Raw genomic sequence first — 20050 nt, 5'->3', positions numbered from 1 at the left:
GCTTCAGGCTTCCAGGAGCTGCACCGCATGCCGGTGCAGCGCATGCGCCGGATCGGCGAGCGCGTCCACCACGTCGAAGTGGTTGAGCCCTGGAAGCACCTCGCACACCGGCACGGTGTTGCGGCCCCACGCATCGCGGATCATTGCGTTGTGGCGGATGAACTCTTCGCTTTCACTGCCGCCGGCGAGGGCGTACAGCTGGCCACGCTTCGGCGCCGGCCAGAAGGCGGGGCTGGCACGCAGGGCGTCGGCGTCGGTCAGCTTCAGCGTGTTTTCAAGGAACGGCGTGCGCTGCAGCGGGCGCAGATCGTAGAGGCCGGATATCGCTAGCGCGTTGCGCACCAGGTGCGCGGGCAGGTCGGCCGCGACAGTTTTCCAGTCGCAGGCCAACAGAGCTGCCGCCACATGCCCGCCGGCCGAGTGGCCAGCCACGGTGATCCGCGACGGATCGCCGCCGTGGGCAGCGACGTGGCGCCACGTCCATTCGAGCGCACGCACCATCTGCAGCATGATGCCGGGCACCGTGACCGGCTGCTCCGATGTGCCGGGGCAGAGCGCATAGTTGGGCTGCACCACGCAGATGCCGCGGTCGTTGAAGGCGGGGGCGATGAAGGAATGGTCTTTCTTGTCCATCGCACGCCAGTAGCCGCCGTGAATGAAGACCAGCACCGGCGCATCGGGCACCGGCGCGGGAAAGATGTCGAGCGTCTCGTTCACGCCCTGGCCGTAGGGCAAATCGATGCGGGCAGGCAGAGTCTCGCGCGCCTCGGCGGATTCCCTGGCCCAGCGCTGGAAGTACGCGGGGTGGTCCTTGACCCGCGCGAGGTTGTTGTACATGCCTTCCAGCCAGGCGGGATCGAACAAGGCCATGAGGTCTTTGCTCCGTGTTTTGCGAGGCGCGCATCTTGGCACGGCGACATGCGCCAAAACGGCGGTTTTGGTTAAAATTCGCCCTGCGTTGGGGGGGTAGCTCAGCTGGGAGAGCGCCGCGTTCGCAATGCGGAGGTCGGGAGTTCGATCCTCCTCCTCTCCACCAACCGACACGGAAAAGGCCTTGGCATCCGCCAGGGCCTTTTCTTTTTTGTTCAGGTATCGAGCGTCAGGTGCTGCCCGTGCAGCGCAGCCGCAGCCGGCGACGCGAGGAATGCGATGGTCTGTGCGACAACCGACGTCGACACCCAGTCGGCAGGATTCGCATCGGGCATCGCCTGCCGGTTTGCGGGTGTGTCGAGCACGCTCGGCGCCACGCTGTTGATGTTGACGCCATGCGGCGCAGCCTCGGCCGCCATGGCTTCCACCAGCCGCTGCAGTGCGCTCTTCGATGCGATATACGCAGCCATCGCCGGCACGCCGCGCACCGCGACCTTCGCGGTGACGGCGATGACGTTGCCGGCACGCCGCTCGATCATCGAAGGCAGCACCGCCTGCGTCACCGCGACGAAGGACCAGGCGTTGAGATTCATCATCCGGTCCCAGCTCGCACGCGTGAGCGCATGCGTCGCCTCGCCCATCTCGAAGCCGCCGGCGATGTGCACCAGCGTGTCGATGCGGCCGAAGGACTTCAGCGTCTGCTCCGCAAGAGCCGCCATCTCGGTAGTGGAAGTCACATCGCCCGACAGGAGCAGGTGCTGCGAGTTGCCGAGCCCCGGGAACACTTCGGCCAGACGACCCGCGTGGTGGCCGACCAACGCAAGGCGCGCGCCCTGATCGATGAAGTGCTGGGCCACCGCGCGCCCCAGTGCGCCTGCGGCGCCGGTGATCAAGATATGTGGCGTGGTGCTGGCGTCGCTCATCGAAGTTCTCCTGGTTGAGGGCCTCCGCCCCGTCGTCGATGACGAATCCTAACGCCGCAAGTCACAAATTTTTTGGACAAGCTCGATTTCTGGGATATACTCGTGGTCTTGCCAGAAAACACTAAACGTTTTCAAAGCAAGGGCTCTTAGCTCAGTTGGTAGAGCAGCGGACTCTTAATCCGTAGGTCGAGTGTTCGAGTCACTCAGGGCCCACCACCAACACAAAAATAGCGCGGTCTTCGCGCTATTTTTTCGTCAAAGCCTCCTCAAGATATTCCCTGAGGAGGCTTTTTCTTTGCTGGCTCGCGCCCGGTCACGAACCAGAGCTGGAAGCGGCGCCCTTCCGCGCAATCCAGTCGTCGACGCAGCGCTCCAGCAGATCCTGTCGCTCGCCCACTTCCGCCGCCAGGTATTGGCGGGCATGCGCCTGCGCCAGTTCGCTCGACAGGAACCACTGCTCACGATCCGGGCTCCCTTGCGCCGGCGGTGCTCCCCATGCAGCAGTGCCCAGAAAGGCCTCGGTGACAGGCAATCGCCCATCGGTCTTGCCAAGCTCCGACAACGCATCGCGTGCGCCGCCAAGAACAATGCGCACCTGCACGACCTCGTCGTCCGCCTCGATCAGCGCACCGAGGCCGCCAGCCTGATGCACCTGCCAGAGCTGTGCTGCAGAAGCATTGCGAACCCAGCTCTCCAGCGCCCGCGTCAAACTTTCGAAGATGATTTTCTTGTTCATAAGGGAATATTTCACGATTTACTCCTTCAGCTACAAGCAGCTTGCCCCAGAGCTGCAAACGGCGCCCATCTGGCGTGGCATCTTGCACTTGCTGTCACGCAGCGCAACAACAAAGAAAGACACAGGGACATCAACTTCGAAGCCAGACGGCTCGTTCGGCCCGCACATGCGGGTATTTTTTTGCCCGGCTCGCCGCAACCTCCGCAGCGACGCACGACAGCCACGGAATGCGCCCCGCCCCGGACCGTGCTTTGGGCGTGAGCTATATTTCCGCCCATGGAAAAGGCGTCCGACATAGGCAAACCCACCGTCCCCATCGACCTGATCGGGCCGGATCACTGGCCCCGTTCGAAGCGCGGCACGGGCCGTGCAACCAAAGTCATCCTGGCGATCGTCGGCGGTCTGGCTGCAGCAGGCGTGATCGCTTACCGCTTCTTCGGTATCGGGCGCTGAAAGGCAGTCTTCGCCACGAACCCAAGCCCGCCGTCCAAAGGACAGCGGGCTTTTTTCATGGGCGCGGCGGGACAGGAAGCTCATCACAGCCCCGCACCTACTGAAGCCGCGAACCCTTGGGCAAACGCTTCGCCAGCCATTCGTGCACGTCCGCACGGATGTTGCGGCCTTCCAGCAGGAAGTTCTCGTAGCGGCTCGGCACATACGGCAGGTAGACCAGCGGCATGCCCGCCTCCTCCGGCGTGCGCGCTGCCTTGCGGTTGTTGCAGGCGGCGCATGCGCTCACGAGGTTGGTCCAGGTCCATGGGCCTCCGCGCGATTCGGGCAGCACGTGCTCGCATTGCAGGTCGCGCTCGTGGAAGACGCCCGCGCAGTAGGCGCAGGTGTGGCGGTCGCGGCGCAGCAGCTTGCTCTTGGTGACACTCGGGATCACTTCGAAGAGGTTGATCTTCGAGGCGCCGCGCAGCGCGATGATCGGCGCGACCTCGATGCGCGACTGCACGCCGCGCGCCACGTTGAAACCGCCGCGCAGCGTGGCCAGCGGCTGGTCGCCGTCTTCCCAGGCGACCGAGCCGGTCGCGTAGTGCAACACCGCCTGCTCCAGCGAAATCCAGGCTTGCGGCGTGCCCTGAATGTCGAGTTGCAGGACGTGAGGGTGCATGAATCGCCTCCTTTCGCGGCGATGGTTGCGTGGTTGATGAATGAAGGAGCGAAGCCATGGGGTACGCGAACGGAATCGAACCGTCGTCAGCGGGACCACAACCCGCGGCTCTGCCATTGAGCTACGCGCACCATGAAGAAGTGATGATCGGTGAGAGGCCGATCACCACTCGCCGACCGCGCGAACGCGTTGGTCGAGATCGAGGCCGTCGGACTGCAGCTCGCGACCCGGCGCTTCCTGGTTCGCGCCGCGTGCACCGGCGATGAAACCGAAGCGCCGGACCAAGGCCAGCATCGTGGTGCGCTCGCGCGGCTGCGCCGGGCGCACGGTGATCATCCGGATCGGGGTATTGCGCTTGCGCATAGTGACTCCTCGGTTGTGTGACAGCAGGACAAAGAAACTGGCCCCACGTGCACGACTCGAACGTGCAACCCCTTGCTTCGTAGGCAAGTGCTCTGATCCATTGAGCTAACGCGGGTGGCAAAAAGAAAAAAGTGTCCGGTTACGAGTTCCGGCGCCGCCCAATCTTTGCGGCCGGTTTCCGCGGGAGGACCATCTGCATGGCCCTGTCCCGCTCGGGTTCGGTGATGTCGTCGTGCCTGGAACGGCTGTCCGCTTTCCATTTCGGTTGTGTCCTCACGCGACGGACAACGCGCTGGCGCTGCCCCGTACGACGTCGCTGCACAGGAGTGATCAATTCCTGCACATCCCGCCAGACCGTCTACGCGGTGGGCTCTGGCGGTGTGGTGAAGGCACACCCGAAATGGCAAACAGAAAACTGCACGACAAAACAAAGAGGCCCGGAACCTTGCGGTTTCCGGGCCTCTGAACGAGAGAGCTTGGAAGGTGTGCGCCTATGCGCAACCTCCACCCGGTAGCACCTGATCCTCGGTTTTTCCAAAACGCAGGCTGGCTGCGGCTTTCGTGGAATACACGTGGCTCTGGTGCTGGTTCGATCGGACCGACGGCATGCCGTCGAAACCACCGCACGCCCAGACGCGCACGAGCGATCGGCCCGATGCGGGACGAATGCTGGTGAGGATCAGTGCGGTGTTCACGATGGTTCCTGAGTCAAAAATTGCCGCTGTCGGCCGTTAGGGGTTGGAAAAATGGTACGGCTTGGAGCCGCGAGTGAAGGCAACTGTAAATAGTGTTTACGGCGGCGTCAACAACCGGGACAATCTTTTTTTGTCTTGTTGTTGTTTTTGAACAGTGCCCAATATCACCGTCGCGCGCCGCCGCAATGCGCTTGCGCTGCACCGCCGCTTTCTCGAAGAGGCCGTTGCCGCAGGCTTGCCAGCCAAGGGGCTGGACCAGGCGTTCGCGAAGAAGATCGAGATTTCCCCCAGCATGTGGAGCCAGATCAAGAGCTCCCGCCCCATCGGCGACAACCTGGCGAGGCAGATCGAAAGGCACTGCGGCGTCGAGCTCGGCTGGCTCGACGAGGAAGACCGGCCCAGCGAAGTGCCGGATGCCGCTGAGGAGCGCTTCATCGCAGCGGCGCGCGAGGCATGGCGATCGGCCAACGCCAAGGGAAAGAAGGAGCTCAGCGGCTGGCTGAAGAAGCGCGCGCAGGACGCCGGCGGCAACGAGCCCGCACCCTGAAGACGGCTCAGCCCAGCGCGGGCGCGCTGCGCAGGATGGCAGCGCGCATGTCGTCCGGAATGGCAACGGCCCGATGGGTCTCCAGCGACGTGGTCACCAGCACCTGCTGCATCTGCATGCGCACCTCGCCGCCCACCGGCTCGAAGCAGCGCACCCGCAGGGTCATCGAGCGGGAGCCGAGGCGCTCCACGGCCAGCCCCAGCATCACCTGGTCGCCCATGCGGCTCACCGCGCGGAAATCGACCTCGAGCTTCACCGTGGGCAGGCCGATGCGGCGCTGCGCCACCAGGCCGTGGTAGCTGAGGCCCAGGCCTTCGTTGACCCAGTCTTCGACGAGGCCGTTCAGCATCACGAAGTACTGCGGATAGAAGACGATGCCCGCCGGATCGCAGTCCGAGAAGCGGATCAGCCGCGGCCTGCAGAACTCGCTGTCCTCGGCCATGCTCAGCCCTCCTCGCTCGCCGGCTCGCCGCGCATCACATGCACGCGCAGCAGGCCGAGCTGCGTGTGCAGCTGCTTGACGGTCTTCATGTCGAGCCCCGAGAACATTTCCAGGATCCACTGCTCGTGCTCGCTCGCCATGGTCTCGAAAGTGCGGCGTCCAGTGGGCGTGAGGCTCACGATCCACGCGCGGCGGTCGTCGGGGCTGGGCGCACGGGCAACCATGCCTTCGCGCTCGAGTTCGTCCGTCAGGCCGGTGACGTTGCCGCCGGTCACCATCAGGTAGCGCGACAGCACGCGCATCTTCAGGCCGTCCTTGTAGCGATAGAGCTGCGCCATGTAGTCGAAGCGCGCCAGCGAGATGCCGAAGCGCTCGCGCAGCCGGCGACGGATCTCGGACTCGATCTGCGTGGTGCTGGCCAGCATGCGCAGCCACAGCTTGAGCACGGCGTGGTCGTCGTGGCCGGCGCGGGCCTCGTGGCCCAGTTCTTCCGCATCGCTCAGCACTGCGTGCGACGCGTCGTTGCGTGTCATGTCACTTCTCCCCCTGAAACCGAAATCGACTGCCCGGTGACCGACGCGGCGCCCTCGCCGCACAGCCAGCGCACGGCGTCGGCCACTTCGGCGGGCTGCACGATGCGCTTCTGCGGATTCACGCTGGAGAACTCCGCAAGCGCATCGGCCTCGCTGCGCCCGGTCTTGCCGACCACGTTGGCGACGCTGTTGCGCAGGATATCGGTGTCGGTGTAGCCAGGGCACACGGCGTTCACGGTGACGCCCTTGCGTGCCACTTCCAGCGCCAGCGAGCGCGTGAGCCCGAGTACGCCATGCTTGGCCGCGGTGTAGGCAGCCACGTAGGCATAGCCCTTCTGGCCCGCCGTGCTGGCGATGTTGACGATGCGCCCCCAGCCGGCATCGAGCATGTCCGGCAGCGCGGCCTGCGCGCACAGGAAGCTGCCGGTGAGGTTGACCGACAGCATCCGCTGCCAGAGTTCGAACGATGTCTTGAGAAACGGCGCACTCTCCGCCGCCCCCGCGTTGTTGACTAGCACGGTGACGGGCCCACGCGCGGCACGGGCTTCGGCGAACGCCGCCTGCACGGCCTCAGGGTTCGCCACGTCCGCGGCGACAACGCCGTGCCCGCTGCCGGCCAGCGAATCCGCCACCCGCTGCAGCGCCTCGCGGTCACGTCCCAGTAAGGTCAGAGTGGCGCCTTCGGCAGCCAGCGTGCGGGCGATCTCCGCCCCGATGCCGCGCGCCGCGCCCGTGACGAGTGCGTGCCGGCCAGTCAGTGAATTTGAGTCCATACCTGAATGATTTAGTTCTGAACCATTTTAGCCGAGCGGCCCGGCAAGGCTGTCAGCGCATGAAACGGCCGCCGTTGAGATCCAGCGTCGCGCCGGTCATGAAGGCCGTCGCAGGAGAAGCGAGATAAACCACGGCCGCAGCCACCTCCTCGGCCAGCCCGAAGCGGCCGAGCGGAATGTCCGCCTGCAACGCCTGCTGGCGCGCAGGCGCCATGGCATCGAGCGCGGGGCTGCGGATCGCCGCCGGCGCCAGCGCATTCACCGTCACGCCATGAGGCGCCAGCTCCTGCGCGAACGACCGCGTCAGCGCGAGCAGCCCTGCCTTGCTCGCTGCGTAGTGCACGCCAGTGGCACTGCTGGCCTGCTGCCCGGCCATCGAACTCAGGTTCACGATGCGCCCCTCGCCCCGCTCGCGCATGTGGCGCCCCGCGATGCGGCAGCCGAAGAAGGCGCCGCGCAGGTTGATGGCCAGAACGTCGTCCCACTCCTCGGGCGTGATGTCCCAGAGGGAGGTAGACGGCGTGCGCGCCGCGTTGTTGACCATGATGTCGACGCAGCCGAAATGCGCCACGGCGCCGCCGAAGCACGCGCCGAACGCAGTCTCGTCGCGCACGTCGAGCCCCAGCGCGAGCCCGCCGATCTCGCTCGCCACGGCCTCGACCGCCGGAAGCTCGATGTCGGCCAGAGCCACCCGCGCCCCCGCCTGCGCCAGCCCTCTCGCGATGGCCGCCCCCAAGCCCTGCCCCGCGCCCGTCACGAACGCCACGCGCCCGGAAAGAGGAAGCTGCGGCGCACCGTTCGTCATGCCCGTCAGGCCTTCGCGGGCCGGCCGTCCCAGGTCTGGGGCCCCACGCCGCGTTCCCGCAGCTTGAACTTCTGGACCTTGCCGTTCTCGGTGCGCGGAAGGTCGGCCAGCACGTCGATGTAGCGAGGCACGGCGAAGTACGGCAGCCGGCCTTCGCAGAAGCGCGCGAGCTCGGCCGGGTCGATGGCCGCGCCCTCGCGGGCCACCAGCGCGGCCATCACCTCGTCCTCGGCAAGCTCGGAGCGCACCGGATACACCGCGCAAGAAGCCACGCCCGGATGGCTCAGCAGCACCTGCTCAACCTCGAAAGAGGAAATGTTCTCCCCACGACGCCGGATCGCGTCCTTGATGCGGTCGACAAAGCGGAAGGCCCCGTCCGCATCGCGCACCACGCGGTCGCCGGTGTGGAACCAGAGATTGCGCCAGGCCTCGACCGTCTTCTCCGTCATGTTGAAGTAGCCGCTGGCGAAGGCGTACGGCTCATCAGCGCGAAGCAGCAGTTCACCCGCCTCGCCGGCCGGCAGCGCCACGTCGTCCTCGTCGGCCACGCGCGCCTGGAAGCCGGGGCGCAGCCAGCCCATCACACCGCCGCGCGGCGAATCGGGCGCCGTGGCGATCGCGAAGTTGGTCTCGGTCGACCCATAGCCTTCCAGCAGCGATACGCCCGTGCGCGCCTTGAACGCGACACCGGCGGCAGCCGGCACGCCGGGCCCCAGCCCGATGCGCACGCGGTGGTCGCGCTCCCCGGCCCCTTCGGGCTGGGCCAGCAGGATCGGCACCATCGCCCCCAGCAGATAAACCACCGTCGCCCCGCTCGCGCGCATCGTCGGCCAGAAGCCCGATGCCGAGAAGCGCGGCTCGAACACCACTTGCGAGCCCGTCAGCGCGGCCTGCGCGAAGGTGTTGAGCGCGTTGATGTGGAAGAGCGGCAGCGTGGTGCACAGCACGTCGTCGGCGCCCACGCCGAGCACTTCGGCACTGTTCACGCCCCACCAAAAGTACTGCGCGTGCGGGCAGACCACGCCCTTGGCAGGCCCGGTCGTGCCCGAGGTATAGAGGATCGCGAGTGCGTCGCCGGGCTGCACGGATGCCGGCTCGACGGGTTCTCCATGCGCGGGATACGCCACGACGCGCACGCCCGCAGGCGCACGCCAGGCGTCCAAAGCTGTCTCGCCGACGACCCAGATCTCGCGCAGCACGGTACGCCCGAGATCCGCCGCCGCGAGCCGCTCCACGAAGCCCGCTTCGATCACCAGCAGCTTCGCCTCGCTGTTCGCGAGGAAGTATTCGATCTGTGGCCCCATCGACGCCGTATTGACCGGCACCGTTGACGCACCCAGCCATCCCGCTCCCAGGAAGCTTTCGAGAAACTCGACGCGGTTGCCGCACATCACCGCGATGCGATCGCCGCGCACCACGCCGGCCGCCGCCAGCGCGCCGGCCCGCGCCGCCGCAACGTGGGCCGCATCGCGGTGCGTCCACTCGCTCCCCGCGATCTTCAGCAGCGCGCGCGAGCCGAACAGCCCGGCCTGCTGCTGCAGCATCGCCGGCAGCGTGCGCTGCGCGGGCGGCACGGCGCGGGGTTCAGTCGTCATCGTGCGTGCCCCCGCCGAGGTAGGTCGCCTGCACCCGCGAGTCGCTCGCCAGTTCGGCGGAGGCCCCGGAGAGCGCGATCTCGCCCGTCTCCAGCACATAGCCGTGGTCGGAGCTTTCGAGCGCGGCTCGCGCGTTCTGCTCCACCAGCAGGATCGACACGCCGTCCTCCCGCAGCTTGCGCACGATGGCGAGGATGTCCCTCACGATCAGCGGCGCCAGGCCCAGGCTGGGCTCGTCGAGCATCAGCAGCCGGGGCGCCGACATCAGCGCGCGCCCCACGGCCAGCATCTGGCGTTCGCCACCCGAGAGCGTGTCGGCGCGCTGCGAGCGGCGCTCGGCCAAGCGTGGAAAGCGGTCGTACACCGACTGCAGCCGCTTCTTCATCGCGTCGCCGCGCAGGCGCTTGGCATAGGCGCCGAGCTGCAGGTTGTCGAGCACGGTGAGCTCGCCGAAGAGCTCCCGCTTCTCGGGCACGAGGCACAGGCCCCGCTCCACGCGCGCTTCCACGTCGAGCCCCTGCAGGTCTTCGCCCTCGAAGCGCAGCGTACCCTTGCATGGCAGCAGGCCCATGGCGGCCGCCAGCAGCGTGGTCTTGCCCGCGCCGTTGGGACCGATCACCGAGATGATCTGGCCCGGCTGCAGGTCGAGCGACACGCCGCGCACCGCCTCGACCTGTCCGTAGGACACGTGCAGATCGCCGATCTCCAGCATCGCGGTCATACCCACACCCCCAGGCTCGTCACTTCGCGTACTTCGCGCACCCCCTGAACGGGGCCCGCGCCTTCGGGCAGCCGTGCGGCGCTCATACGACGCTCCCCAGATAAGCCGCCTGCACGCGCTCGTCCGCGCGCACCGCCGACGGCACGCCCTCCACGAGCTTGGAGCCGAAGTTCATCACCACCAGCCTGTCCACCAGTTTCATCACGAAGTCCATGTCATGTTCCACGATGAGGATGGTCACGCCCTCTTCGCGCAGCTTGCGCAGCAGGTCGCCGAGCGCCATCTTCTCCTTGCGGCGCAGCCCGGCCGCGGGCTCGTCGAGCACCAGCAGCACCGGGTCGGCGGCCAGCGCGCGGGCGATTTCCAGGATGCGCTGCGTGCCCAGCGGCAGGCTGCCCGCCTGTTCGTGCGCGCGGTCGCCCAGGCCGATGCGGTCCAGCTGGCGCTGAGCCTCCTGCAGGATCTGCTGCTCTTCCGTGCGATCGAGCCGCAGCCCCGCCTTCAGGATGCCCGATCGCGTGCGCGAATGCGCGCCCAGCGCCACGTTGTCGAGCAAGCTCATGTGCGGGCGCAGCTTCACGTGCTGGAAGGTGCGCGCCAGCCCCAGCCGCGCCACCTCGCGCTGCGGCATGCCGGCGATGTCGTGCTCCAGGAAGCGCACCTGGCCCGAGCTCATCGGCAGCGTGCAGGTCAGCAGGTTGAACATGGTCGACTTGCCCGCGCCGTTGGGCCCGATCAGGCCGACGATCTCGCCGGCCTTCACGTCGAAGCTCACGTCGTTCACCGCCACCAGACCGCCGAAGCGCTTGACCGCGCCGTTCACCGACAGCACCGGCGAGCCGCGCGCGGGCAGCGTGCGGTGCGGCAGCGGCTCGACCGCCGGCCCCTCGTGGCGCGAAGGCCCGCGCGCGCCGGCGCGGCGTCGCGTCCAGCGGCGCAGCAGCCCCATCACGCCGCCGCGCGCGAAGTGCAGCAGCAGGATGAAAAGCGCCGCGAAGGCCACCGCCTCCAGCTGGCCCGCGCGCTGCGTGAGCATCGGCAGCACGTCCTGCAGGCCGTTCTTCAGCACCAGCACCAGCGCGGCGCCCACCAGCGCGCCACCCAGCTGGCCGAGCCCGCCGGCCACCGCCATCAGCAGGTACTCGATGCTGGCGCGCACGTCGAAGGGCGACGGGCTCACGAAGCGGTTCATGTGCGCGTAGAGCCAGCCCGCCAGCCCCGCGAGCAGGGCTGCGGTGACGAACAGCGAAAGCCGCACGCGGTACGCATCGGCCCCCACGCTCGCCAGCAGCGTCGCGCCGCCGCGCAGCCCGCGAATCGCGCGCCCCGGCCGCGACTGCAGCAGGTTGTGGCTGAACAGGCAGGCCAGCCCGACCACCGTCCAGATCAGGCAATACATCGCGCGCGGATCGGCCAGCGACCAGCCCGCGATCTGCAGCGGCGGAATGTTCGACAGGCCCGTGTGCCGCCCCAGCGCATCGACATTGCCGAACAGCATCGCGATGGAGAGCCCCCAGGCGATGGTGCTCAGCGGCAGGAAGTGCCCGCCCAGCCGCAGCGTCAGCATGCCGATGGCCAGCGCGGACAGCCCCGTGAGCAGCAGCGCGAACAGCAGCCCCAGCCAGGGCGACATGCCCTGCGTGGTGGTGAGCCACGCGGTCGCATAGGCCGCGATGCCCACGAAGGCCGCCTGCCCGAAGGAGGTGGCGCCGCCCACGCCCGTCAGCAGCACGAGGCCCAGCGCCACGAGTGCGCCGATGCCGATGTCGTTGAGCAGCGAGACGGTGAAGCTGCCCGCGAACACCGGCACCAGCGCCAGCACCACGACGAGCCCGGCGATCCACGCCATGCGTTTGCGATTGCCGTTCATTCGTCCACCTCGTCTTCTTCCTCTTCGGCATGCGCGGCCATGAAGGAGCGCAGCATCAGCACCGGTATCAGCAGGCTGAACACGATCACGTCCTTCAGCGCGCCGCTCCAGAACGAGGCGAAGCTCTCGACCACGCCGACCGCGAGCGCGCCCACGGCCGTCATCGGGTAGCTCACGAGCCCGCCGATGATCGCGGCCACGAAGGCCTTCAGGCCGATGATGAAGCCCGAGTCGTAGTACATCGTCGTCACCGGCGCGATCAGCACGCCGATCAGCCCCGCCAGCAGCGAGGCGCAGCCGTACGCCAGCAACGCGGTGCGCACCGGCCGGATGCCGACCAGCCGCGCGCCCACACGGTTGACCGCCGTGGCGCGCAGCGCCTTGCCGGCCACCGTGCGCTCGAACACCAGGAAGAAGAGGCCGCTCAGCACGATGGCCGCCCCCACCATCAGCACCACCTGGCCGCTGACGGTGAAGCCCTCGCCCAGCGTGAACACGGCGCTGGTCAGCGGCGTGGTGCGCGAGCCCTCGGGTCCGAAGAACAGCAGGCCCAGGCCCGACAGCAGGAAGTGCAGCGCCAGCGACACGATCAGCAGCACCAGCACCGAAGCGTCGGCGATCGGCTGGAACACCACCCGCGCCAGCAGCGGCGCGATGGGCACCACCAGCAGCACCGCCACCGCGATGTGCACCGCCACCGGCACGCCCGGCCGTGCCGCGAGCCATGCCAGCGCGCAGGGTATGGCGGGCAGCACGCCCCAGGTCAGCACCGCCTTCGGAATGCGCGCGGTCTCGCCGCGCCGCACGAGGCTGCCTACTTCGGTGGCCAGGGCCAGCGCCGCAAGCACCGCGACCATGCCGATGGTCGGCGGTACGCGGCCGGTCTCGAAGGCCGCGAGCGACAGCGCCGCGAAGGCCGCGATGTCACCGAAAGGCACGAACACAACCCGCGTGACCGAGAAGATCAGCACCAGCCCGAGGCCGGCCAGCAGGTAGATGGCACCGTTGGCAAGGCCGTCGGTGATGAGGATGAGCGCCACGTCCCACGTCATGGCGCGGTCCTCCGGAAAGTCGGGAACAAGAGGTTCAAGGTGCGAGCTTCCATTGGCCGTTGTCGAGCTTGACGATCACCCGGGCGCGCTCATCCACGCCGTAGAGGCTGCCGGGCTTGAAGGTATAGACGCCGTGCGTGCCCACAACCTCCTTGGTGCTGAAGATGGCGTCGCGAAGCGCCACGCGGAACTCGGGCGTGCCCGGCTCGGCCTTCTTCATCGCGCGCGAGGCGGCGTCGGCGAACACCAGCCAGCCGTCGAAGGAATAGGCCGAGAAGGCATCGCTGGTCGGCGCGTTGTTGACCTTCTGGAAGACGGCGCGGAAGTCGGTGGCGATCTTCTTGGTCGGGTACTCGGCCGGCAGCTGCTCGGCCACGATCACCGGGCCCGTGGGCATCAGCGCGTTCTGGCCCGCCGCGCCGACCACGCGCACGAAATCGGGGTTGATGAGGCCGTGCTGGCCGTACACGCCGCCCTTGAAGCCGCGCTCCTGCAGCGCCAGGAAGGGCAGCGCGCCCGGCGTGCCGGCGCCGCCGGTCATCACCACGTCGGGGCGCAGCGCCACGATCTTCAGCACCTGTCCGGTCACCGAGGCGTCGGAGCGCGCATAGCGCTCATTGCTCACCACCTTGATGCCTGCGGCGGGCGCGGCCTTCATCAGCGCCTCGTACACCAGGTCGCCCCAGGCATCGGAGAAGCCGATGTAGCCCACGGTCTTCACGTTGTTGCGCTTCATGCGCTCGACCACCGCGTCGATCATCAGCTGCGTGGGCTGGGCCACGGTCATCACCCACGGGTTGTCGTTGGGGTCGAGCAGAATCGGCGTGAGGCCGATCATCGGCGTCTTCGCCTCCTTGCCGACCTGGGCCATCGCTATTGCCGCGGGCACGCCTGAGGTGCCCATGAGCACGTCCACCTTCTCCTCCTCGATCAGCTTGCGCGCGTTGCGCCCGGCCGTGGTCGGGTCGGAGCCGTCGTCGAGCACGACCAGCTGGATCTTGCGGCCATTGACTTCGGGCTTGTAGGCCAGCGCGGCCTGCATGCCCTTGGCGTAGGGCACGCCCAGCGAGGAGTTCGGCCCCGACAGCGACACGCTCAGTCCGACCTTGAGGTCGGCCGCGAATGCGCTGGCAACGCCACAGGCGGTCAGCGCGGCGGCAAGGGCGCCGCGCGTCAATGTCTGCATCAGGCTCTTCATGTCGTAGCTCCGGTGAGGATGGTTGGAATGGACAACGGGTAACTCGGATGGATCAGATGAACAACTGGATGGCGGGCAACGCGCGCGGGGCGTTGAGCAGGTCGACGCGCTTCTCGCGGATTCGCCAGCCCTCAGGAGTGCGCACGAGGTGGTGGCGGGCGGTGCCGCTCAGCAATATCTGCCCCTCGCCGCGCGCCTCGACGTAGAGGAACGGCGTGCGCAGCCAGGCTTCATCGCCATCCTCGCGTTCGATTCGCGAGGGCTGCAGCACATGCTGGCTGTGGCTCGCGGGATGCTGCGAATGCGCGCGCGGGTTCTTCAGCCGCTCCACGCGAAGCTGCAGCAGCAGGCGGTCTTCGTAGGCCAGCGAGTTGTGCGAGAAGGGGTCGGCCTGCGCCGCGCCGAGCAGCGGCACCCAGTAGTGGCCGTCTTCCGCGAACAGGGCCAGCCAGTCGTCGAAGCGGCGCTCGTCGAGCAGCGCCGCCTCCTGGGCGGCGAAATCGCGCGGGTCCGTCATGCCGTGGCCTCCATGCCCGCCGCCATGGCCTTCGCCCAGGCGCGGAACTGGTTGCGCATCAGCAGCTCGTTGGTGCCGTTGGTGGTGATCGTGGCCTGCTGCTTCTCGGCCGGATCGAAGTTGCGATGCAGGCTCACCCATTCGTTGCCGCCCGCGCGCAGGCCCTGCTGGATGCTCTCGAACAGGTGCACGTCGTCGTGCGCGACCACCGACATCGGCGAGAACACCAGCCGGTTGTAGCTCATGGCGCGCTCGAAGAGCAGCGCAGGCGCGCCTGCCGCGCTGAAGCTCCAGGCCTCGATCAGCGTGCGGTTTGCCGCCAGCGGACGGATCACGCGGATGGCCAGCGGCGAGCCCTTGACCGACAGGCTCGGAAAGAAGACGGAGTTCTGCGGCGAGCGCTGCAGGATCTCGGCCGCGCGCTCCTCGCCGTGCGCAGCGCGCATGGCGGCCTCGTACTCGGGCAGCTGCGCGTAGTTCGAATGGATGCTGAAGTTCACCCCCAGCACGCTGTGGCCGTTGGCGAACACGCGCCCGCCCATCCTGTCGAAGAATTCGTATCCCGAGCCGAAAGGCAGGATCTGCTCCATCGCCATCGGCTTGGGATCCGTTGGCGCATGGCCCTCCCACAGCGCCTCGGCCGCCTTGGTGGCAGATTCGTGCGTGGACATCGGATGCACCGTGTCGTTGATGTTCTCCAGGTACATCTTCCAGTTGCAGTGGACGATGTTGCGCAGCACGCCGCCGCCAACGGCCAGCTTGCCTTCGGGCGAGCGGTCGACCATGTTGTCGATGGCGCCCAGCACCTCGCCGAAGTACTCGTCGAACGAAGGGCCGGTGTCGGAAAGGCGCACGAACACGAAGTCGCGATACACCTTCACGTTCTTCACCACCGAAAGCCCCAGCCCCGACTCGCAGGCCTTGAGCTGCGTGCCCTCGTAGCCGTTCTTCAGCGGCAGTCCGAGCGGCGCCCCGTCGAGCTTGTAGGTCCAGGCGTGGTACGGGCAGCGGAAGAAGCGGCCGGTGTTGCCGCATTCGTCCGTCACCAGCTGCGTGCCCTTGTGGGCGCAGCGGTTGTAGAGCACATGCACATCGCCGTCGGGCTGGCGCACCATGAGCAACGGCCGGCCCGCGATCTCCTGCGTCACGAAGTCGCCGGCCTGCGGCACCTGGCTCGCATGGCCCAGGAAGACCCAGGTGCCGGCGAACAGGTGCTCCTGCTCCAGCGCGAAAAGCTCGTCGCTCAGGTACAGGTCGCGGTGCACCCGGTCGTCCTGAACCAGCGCCGCGACGAGATCGGGGCGGTTTCGGTAGGTGGTCATGGCAATGTGCTCGGTGGCCGGACTGCGCTAGGGGACCAGCTTCCACTGGCCCTTGGTCATCTGCACGATGACCACGCCGCGCTGGTCGGAGCCGTAGCGGTCGTCGGGCTTGAAGGTGTAGACGCCGTGCGTGCCCACCAGCTCCTTGGTGCCGACGATGGCGTCGCGCAGCGCCGTGCGGTAGGCCGGCGTGCCCGGCTCGCCCTTGGTGCGCGAGGCCGCGTCGGCCAGCAGCAGATACGCGTCGTAGGTGTACGACGAGAAGGCATCGGTCGGCACCGCGCCGTTGAGCTTCTGGTAGGCATTGCGAAAGCCCATCGACACCTTCTTGATCGGGTTGGCGTCGGGCAGCTGGTCGGCCACCAGCACCGGGCCGCTGGGCACCTGCAGGCCCTCGATGGAGGCGCCGCCCACGCGCACGAAGTCGGCGTTGATGAGGCCGTGCGTGCCGTAAATCCTGCCCTTGTAGCCGCGCTCGGCCAGTGCGATGTAGGGCAGCGCGCCGGGCGTGCCCGAGTTGCCCGCGAACACCGCGTCGGGCCGCGCCGCGACGATCTTCAGCACCTGCCCGGCCACCGACGAATCGCTGCGCGCATAGCGCTCGTTCGCCACCACCTTGATGCCGGCGGCATCGGCGCTCTTCATCAGCGAGTCGTAGGCCAGGTCGCCCAAAGCGTCGGAAAAGCCGATGAAGGCCACCGTCTTCACGCCCGACTTCTTCATGCGATCGACCACGCCCGCCACCATCAGCGGGAAGGGCTGCGACACCGTCACCGTCCACGCGCCCTCGGGGCCCGGAATGGTCACCGGCGTGGGCGAGATCAGCGGCGTGTTGAGCTCGCGCGCCACCGAGGCGATGGCCATCGCGCCCGGCACGCCCGAGGTGCCGATCAGCACGTCGACCTTGTCCTCGGTCACCAGCTTGCGCGCGTTGCGGCCTGCGGTGGTGGGGTCGGAGGCATCGTCGAGCACGATGAGCTGCACCTTGCGCCCGGCGATCTCGGGGTGCTCGGCGATGGCGGCGCGGATGCCCTTCTCGTAGGGCACGCCCAGCGCGGCCACGGGGCCCGAGAGCGAACTGATGAAGCCGATCTTCAGGTCGGCGGCCATGGCCTGCGCTGCGGCCAGCGCGACGGCCGTGGTGGCGAGGATGCGGGCGATCTTTTTCATTGGCGATTTCACGTCGGGGGTTTCAGGGAACCAGCTTCCATTGGCCCTTGTCGAGCCTCACGACGACGCGCGAGCGGTCGTCAGAGCCGTAGCGGTCGGTCGGCTTGAAGTTGTAGACGCTGTGCGTGCCCACCAGCTCCTTGGTGCTCACGATGGCGTCGCGCAGCGCGAGGCGGAACTGCGGCGTGCCGGGCTCGGCCTTGCTCGCCAGCGCACGCTGCGCGGCGTCGAGATAGATCAGCCACGCATCGAAGCTGTAGGCCGAGAAGGTGTCGGTGGGCGGCGCGCCGTTGGCCTTCTGGAAGGCGGCGCGGAAGTCCATCGCGATCTTCTTCATCGGGTTGGCGTCGGGCAGTTGCTCGGCCACCACCACCGGGCCAGTGGGTGCCAGCAGCCCTTCCACCGACGCACCGCCGACGCGGATGAAGTCGGGGTTGATCAGCGAGTGCATGCCGTAGATCTTTCCCTTGTAGCCGCGTTCCTGCAGCGCCAGGTAGGGCAGCGCGCCGGGCGTGCCGGATGCGCCGGTGATCACCGCGTCGGGGCGCAGCGCCACGATCTTCAGCACCTGGCCGGCCACCGACGAATCGGCACGCGCATAGCGCTCGTTCGACACCACCTTGATGCCGGCGGCGGGCGCCGACTTCATGAGCGCGTCATACACCAGGTCGCCCCACGCGTCGGAGTAGCCGATGTAGGCCACCGTCTTCACGCCCGACTGCTTCATCTTCTCGACCATCGCACCCATCATCAGCGGCGCGGGCTGCGGCAGCGTCACCATCCACGCGCCCTCCTCGCCCGGCAGGTCGGCGTTGGCGATGGATATCAGCGGCGTCTTCGTCTCGCGCGCCACGCCGGCGATGGCCAGCGAGCCCGGCGCACCGGCCGTGCCGATGATGACGTCGACCTTGTCCTCCTCGATCAGCTTGCGCGCGTTGCGCGCCGCCGTGGACGGATCGGAGGCGTCGTCCAGCGCGATCACCTGCACCTTGCGGCCGCCGACTTCCGACTTGTAGGCCTGAGCCGCCTTCATGCCCTTGTCGTACGGAATGCCCAGCGACGACACCGGGCCGGACAGCGACGTGATGAAGCCGACCTTGAGGTCGGCGGCCCACGCGCTCGCGGCGCTCAGCGCGCCGAGGCCCGCGGCGATGGCCGCGAAGGTGCGAATTCGGTTCAGTACTTTCATGGCGGTGCTCCAGAGGTGGTTTTTTCGAGGGACGAGAGAAAGCAACAGGAAATGAAAAGGTTCAGAGGGCCAGGCTGCCGACGCTGGTGCCGCCGCACACGTACAGCACCTGGCCTGTGACGAAGCTGTTGTCGGCATCGGCGAAGAAACGCACGGCCCGTGCCACGTCGGCCGATTCGCCGAGCCGCTTCACGGGCACCGAGGCGGCAAGCGCGCGTTCCTTCTCGCTGCCGGCCTCGACCACGTCGTAGAACATGTCGGTGCGGATGGGTCCCGGCGCCACCACGTTCACCGTGATGCCGTCGGCCGCGAGTTCCAGCGCCCAGGTGCGCGCCATGCCCAGCATGCCGGCCTTGGTGGCCGAATAGCTGGTGCGCGTGGCCAGCCCCAGCGCGGCGCGCGAAGACAGCAGCACCACGCGGCCGAAGCGCTGCGCGCGCATCGCGGGCAATGCACCTTGCACGAGCTGGATCGCACAGCCCAGGTGCAGGTCGACCAGCGCGTCGAGGTCGTCGAGCTTCACCTCGGGCAGCAGCGCGGCGCGGATCACGCCCGCGTTGTGCACGATGGTGGTGGGCGAGAAGCGCCCGACCAGTTCGCGCACCGCCTCGCCGGTGGCGGCGCGGTCGCTCAGGTCGACTTCGATGCTGTGCAGCTTCGGGTGGTTGATCTCCGCCTTGCGGCGAGCGAGCGACACCACCTCGTAGCCCTGCGCGAGCAGGTCTTCGCAGATGGCCCTGCCGATGCCTGCGCTGCCGCCGGTGACGGCCGCGACCTTGGGTGCGGTGCCGCTCATGCCGATGCTCCCACCAGCGCCAGCACGCGCAGCGGACTGCCGCTGCCCTTCTCGATCTTCAGCGGCGGGCAGATCAGCACCGCGCCGGAAGGCGGCAGCAGGTCGAGGTTGCTCAGGCACTGCAGGCCATAGCGACCCGCGCCGTGCATGTAGTAATGGCACGGGTACGGCGGGCGCAGGTGATAGCCCTGCCCCGCGTCGGTGCCGATGGCTTCGGAGCCGAAGCCCAGCACGTCGCGCTGCTCGACAAGGAAGCGCACGGCCGCCGTGCTCGGTCCAGGCGTGTGCTGGCCTGTCTCGTCGAAGTTCTGATAGGCCTCGGGGTCGGTGCGCTTGGACCAGTCGGTGCGCATCAGCACCCACGCACCCTTCGGGATGCGGCCATGCGCTGCCTCGTAGGCCTCGATGTCTTCCAGGGTCAGCAGGTAGTCGGGGTCGTCCTTCACCTGCGGCGAGCAGTCGATCACGCAAGCCGGCGCCACGAAGTGCTGCACGGGAATGGTGTCCACCGAGTTGTTCGGCAGGTCGCGTCCCGAGATCCAGTGGATCGGCGCGTCGAAGTGCGTGCCGGTGTGCTCGCCGCAGGAGAAGTTGTTCCAGTACCAGCCCGGGCCGCGCTCGTCGTACTTCGACACCTCCTCGATGCGGAAGGGCCAGCACTGGCCCATTTCGGGCGGCAGCGCGATCTGCGGGAACTCGGGCGTCAGCGTCTGCGTGAGGTCGATCACGCGGATACGGCCGCTTGCCATGGCGGTCACCAGGCCGCCGAGGATCTCGGCTGCGGACATCAGTTCGGTTGTGGTGGTCATTCGTTCGGCT

At 67.8% G+C, this 20050-nt stretch carries 23 protein-coding genes and 4 tRNA genes; 4 read left to right on the top strand and 23 right to left on the bottom strand.

What is annotated here, in order from left to right:
• Nucleotides 1-3: 3 nt before the first annotated feature.
• Entirely contained in the window at nt 4-870 is an 867-nt protein-coding gene (locus tag ABL844_RS08700) for an alpha/beta hydrolase (protein WP_418131005.1), read from the bottom strand.
• Between the two features lie 90 nt (nt 871-960).
• Between ABL844_RS08700 and ABL844_RS08695 the strand changes: the two genes are divergently transcribed.
• Nucleotides 961-1036 (top strand) — tRNA-Ala (locus ABL844_RS08695).
• Between the two features lie 49 nt (nt 1037-1085).
• Here the strand turns inward: ABL844_RS08695 and ABL844_RS08690 are convergent.
• On the bottom strand, nt 1086-1793 hold the full coding sequence (locus ABL844_RS08690; RefSeq protein ID WP_418131004.1) for an SDR family NAD(P)-dependent oxidoreductase: 708 nt from the start codon (nt 1791-1793) through the stop codon (nt 1086-1088).
• Between the two features lie 140 nt (nt 1794-1933).
• Between ABL844_RS08690 and ABL844_RS08685 the strand changes: the two genes are divergently transcribed.
• Nucleotides 1934-2009, top strand: a tRNA-Lys gene (locus ABL844_RS08685).
• 97 nt (nt 2010-2106) lie between these two features.
• Here the strand turns inward: ABL844_RS08685 and ABL844_RS08680 are convergent.
• A complete protein-coding gene (locus tag ABL844_RS08680; RefSeq protein WP_418131003.1) occupies nt 2107-2544 on the bottom strand; it encodes a hypothetical protein in 438 nt (145 codons plus the stop codon).
• Nucleotides 2545-2805: 261 nt separating this feature from the next.
• Here ABL844_RS08680 and ABL844_RS08675 point away from each other — a divergent pair, with 261 nt between their 5' ends.
• Nucleotides 2806-2982 (top strand): hypothetical protein, encoded by a 177-nt coding sequence (locus tag ABL844_RS08675; RefSeq protein WP_165909637.1) that lies wholly within the window; start codon nt 2806-2808, stop codon nt 2980-2982.
• A 97-nt stretch (nt 2983-3079) separates the two neighbouring features.
• Here the strand turns inward: ABL844_RS08675 and ABL844_RS08670 are convergent, their stop codons facing one another.
• The 5 genes from ABL844_RS08670 to ABL844_RS08650 all read right to left on the bottom strand — a co-directional run bounded on the left by ABL844_RS08670 (nt 3080) and on the right by ABL844_RS08650 (nt 4701).
• Nucleotides 3080-3643: an HNH endonuclease gene (locus tag ABL844_RS08670; protein WP_418131002.1), complete on the bottom strand. Its 564-nt coding sequence runs from the start codon at nt 3641-3643 to the stop codon at nt 3080-3082.
• Between the two features lie 57 nt (nt 3644-3700).
• Nucleotides 3701-3774: transfer RNA gene (locus ABL844_RS08665), tRNA-His, on the bottom strand.
• A 31-nt stretch (nt 3775-3805) separates the two neighbouring features.
• On the bottom strand, nt 3806-4006 hold the full coding sequence (locus ABL844_RS08660) for a short-chain dehydrogenase (protein ID WP_126022788.1): 201 nt from the start codon (nt 4004-4006) through the stop codon (nt 3806-3808).
• 38 nt (nt 4007-4044) lie between these two features.
• Nucleotides 4045-4121, bottom strand: a tRNA-Arg gene (locus ABL844_RS08655).
• Between the two features lie 376 nt (nt 4122-4497).
• Nucleotides 4498-4701 carry a hypothetical protein gene (locus ABL844_RS08650; RefSeq protein ID WP_126185418.1) on the bottom strand — a complete coding sequence of 68 codons (204 nt, stop codon included), beginning with the start codon at nt 4699-4701 and terminating at the stop codon, nt 4498-4500.
• A gap of 154 nt (nt 4702-4855) precedes the next feature.
• Between ABL844_RS08650 and ABL844_RS08645 the strand changes: the two genes are divergently transcribed.
• Nucleotides 4856-5248: a hypothetical protein gene (locus ABL844_RS08645; protein WP_126022786.1), complete on the top strand. Its 393-nt coding sequence runs from the start codon at nt 4856-4858 to the stop codon at nt 5246-5248.
• 7 nt (nt 5249-5255) lie between these two features.
• Here ABL844_RS08645 and ABL844_RS08640 read toward each other — a convergent pair whose 3' ends face one another.
• The 15 genes from ABL844_RS08640 to ABL844_RS08570 all read right to left on the bottom strand — a co-directional run bounded on the left by ABL844_RS08640 (nt 5256) and on the right by ABL844_RS08570 (nt 20040).
• The gene (locus ABL844_RS08640) at nt 5256-5690 is read right to left on the bottom strand and encodes an acyl-CoA thioesterase (protein WP_418131001.1); all 435 of its coding nucleotides are present in this window, start codon (nt 5688-5690) and stop codon (nt 5256-5258) included.
• A 2-nt stretch (nt 5691-5692) separates the two neighbouring features.
• Nucleotides 5693-6223, bottom strand: a complete 531-nt coding sequence (locus ABL844_RS08635; RefSeq protein WP_126022784.1) for a MarR family winged helix-turn-helix transcriptional regulator — start codon at nt 6221-6223, stop codon at nt 5693-5695.
• Nucleotides 6220-6996, bottom strand: coding sequence for an SDR family NAD(P)-dependent oxidoreductase (locus ABL844_RS08630; protein WP_418131000.1), 777 nt, complete (start codon nt 6994-6996; stop codon nt 6220-6222). Before ABL844_RS08630 ends, ABL844_RS08635 begins: the two co-directional genes overlap by 4 nt.
• A 52-nt stretch (nt 6997-7048) precedes the next feature.
• Entirely contained in the window at nt 7049-7801 is a 753-nt protein-coding gene (locus ABL844_RS08625; RefSeq protein WP_418130999.1) for an SDR family NAD(P)-dependent oxidoreductase, read from the bottom strand.
• A 5-nt stretch (nt 7802-7806) separates the two neighbouring features.
• Nucleotides 7807-9396: an ATP-dependent acyl-CoA ligase gene (locus ABL844_RS08620; RefSeq protein WP_418130998.1), complete on the bottom strand. Its 1590-nt coding sequence runs from the start codon at nt 9394-9396 to the stop codon at nt 7807-7809.
• Complete coding sequence (locus ABL844_RS08615) at nt 9386-10117, bottom strand: ABC transporter ATP-binding protein (RefSeq protein ID WP_126022780.1); 732 nt, start codon at nt 10115-10117, stop codon at nt 9386-9388. The genes ABL844_RS08620 and ABL844_RS08615 overlap by 11 nt, the downstream gene beginning before the upstream one ends.
• An 82-nt stretch (nt 10118-10199) precedes the next feature.
• Nucleotides 10200-11987: an ATP-binding cassette domain-containing protein gene (locus ABL844_RS08610; protein WP_184635684.1), complete on the bottom strand. Its 1788-nt coding sequence runs from the start codon at nt 11985-11987 to the stop codon at nt 10200-10202.
• A complete protein-coding gene (locus ABL844_RS08605) occupies nt 11984-13039 on the bottom strand; it encodes a branched-chain amino acid ABC transporter permease (protein ID WP_369659183.1) in 1056 nt (351 codons plus the stop codon). The genes ABL844_RS08610 and ABL844_RS08605 overlap by 4 nt, the downstream gene beginning before the upstream one ends.
• Nucleotides 13040-13073: 34 nt before the next feature.
• Nucleotides 13074-14237, bottom strand: a complete 1164-nt coding sequence (locus ABL844_RS08600; protein WP_418130997.1) for an ABC transporter substrate-binding protein — start codon at nt 14235-14237, stop codon at nt 13074-13076.
• 52 nt (nt 14238-14289) lie between these two features.
• On the bottom strand, nt 14290-14754 hold the full coding sequence (locus tag ABL844_RS08595; RefSeq protein ID WP_126022774.1) for an aromatic-ring-hydroxylating dioxygenase subunit beta: 465 nt from the start codon (nt 14752-14754) through the stop codon (nt 14290-14292).
• Nucleotides 14751-16076, bottom strand: a complete 1326-nt coding sequence (locus tag ABL844_RS08590; RefSeq protein ID WP_418130996.1) for an aromatic ring-hydroxylating dioxygenase subunit alpha — start codon at nt 16074-16076, stop codon at nt 14751-14753. Before ABL844_RS08590 ends, ABL844_RS08595 begins: the two co-directional genes overlap by 4 nt.
• Before the next feature lie 27 nt (nt 16077-16103).
• On the bottom strand, nt 16104-17246 hold the full coding sequence (locus ABL844_RS08585; protein WP_184635676.1) for an ABC transporter substrate-binding protein: 1143 nt from the start codon (nt 17244-17246) through the stop codon (nt 16104-16106).
• Nucleotides 17247-17268: 22 nt separating this feature from the next.
• Complete coding sequence (locus ABL844_RS08580) at nt 17269-18435, bottom strand: ABC transporter substrate-binding protein (RefSeq protein WP_184635673.1); 1167 nt, start codon at nt 18433-18435, stop codon at nt 17269-17271.
• 61 nt (nt 18436-18496) lie between these two features.
• Complete coding sequence (locus tag ABL844_RS08575) at nt 18497-19231, bottom strand: SDR family oxidoreductase (protein ID WP_184635671.1); 735 nt, start codon at nt 19229-19231, stop codon at nt 18497-18499.
• Nucleotides 19228-20040: a cyclase family protein gene (locus ABL844_RS08570; RefSeq protein ID WP_126022767.1), complete on the bottom strand. Its 813-nt coding sequence runs from the start codon at nt 20038-20040 to the stop codon at nt 19228-19230. The genes ABL844_RS08575 and ABL844_RS08570 overlap by 4 nt, the downstream gene beginning before the upstream one ends.
• Nucleotides 20041-20050: the final 10 nt, after the last annotated feature.

Origin of the sequence: Variovorax sp. 278MFTsu5.1 (assembly GCF_048305045.1) — a bacterium.
In the GTDB taxonomy this organism is placed as follows: Bacteria; Pseudomonadota; Gammaproteobacteria; order Burkholderiales; family Burkholderiaceae_C; genus Variovorax; species Variovorax guangxiensis.
The sequence above is the reverse complement of the archived record's forward strand: the minus strand, read 5'-3'. Positions and strand labels throughout refer to the sequence as shown.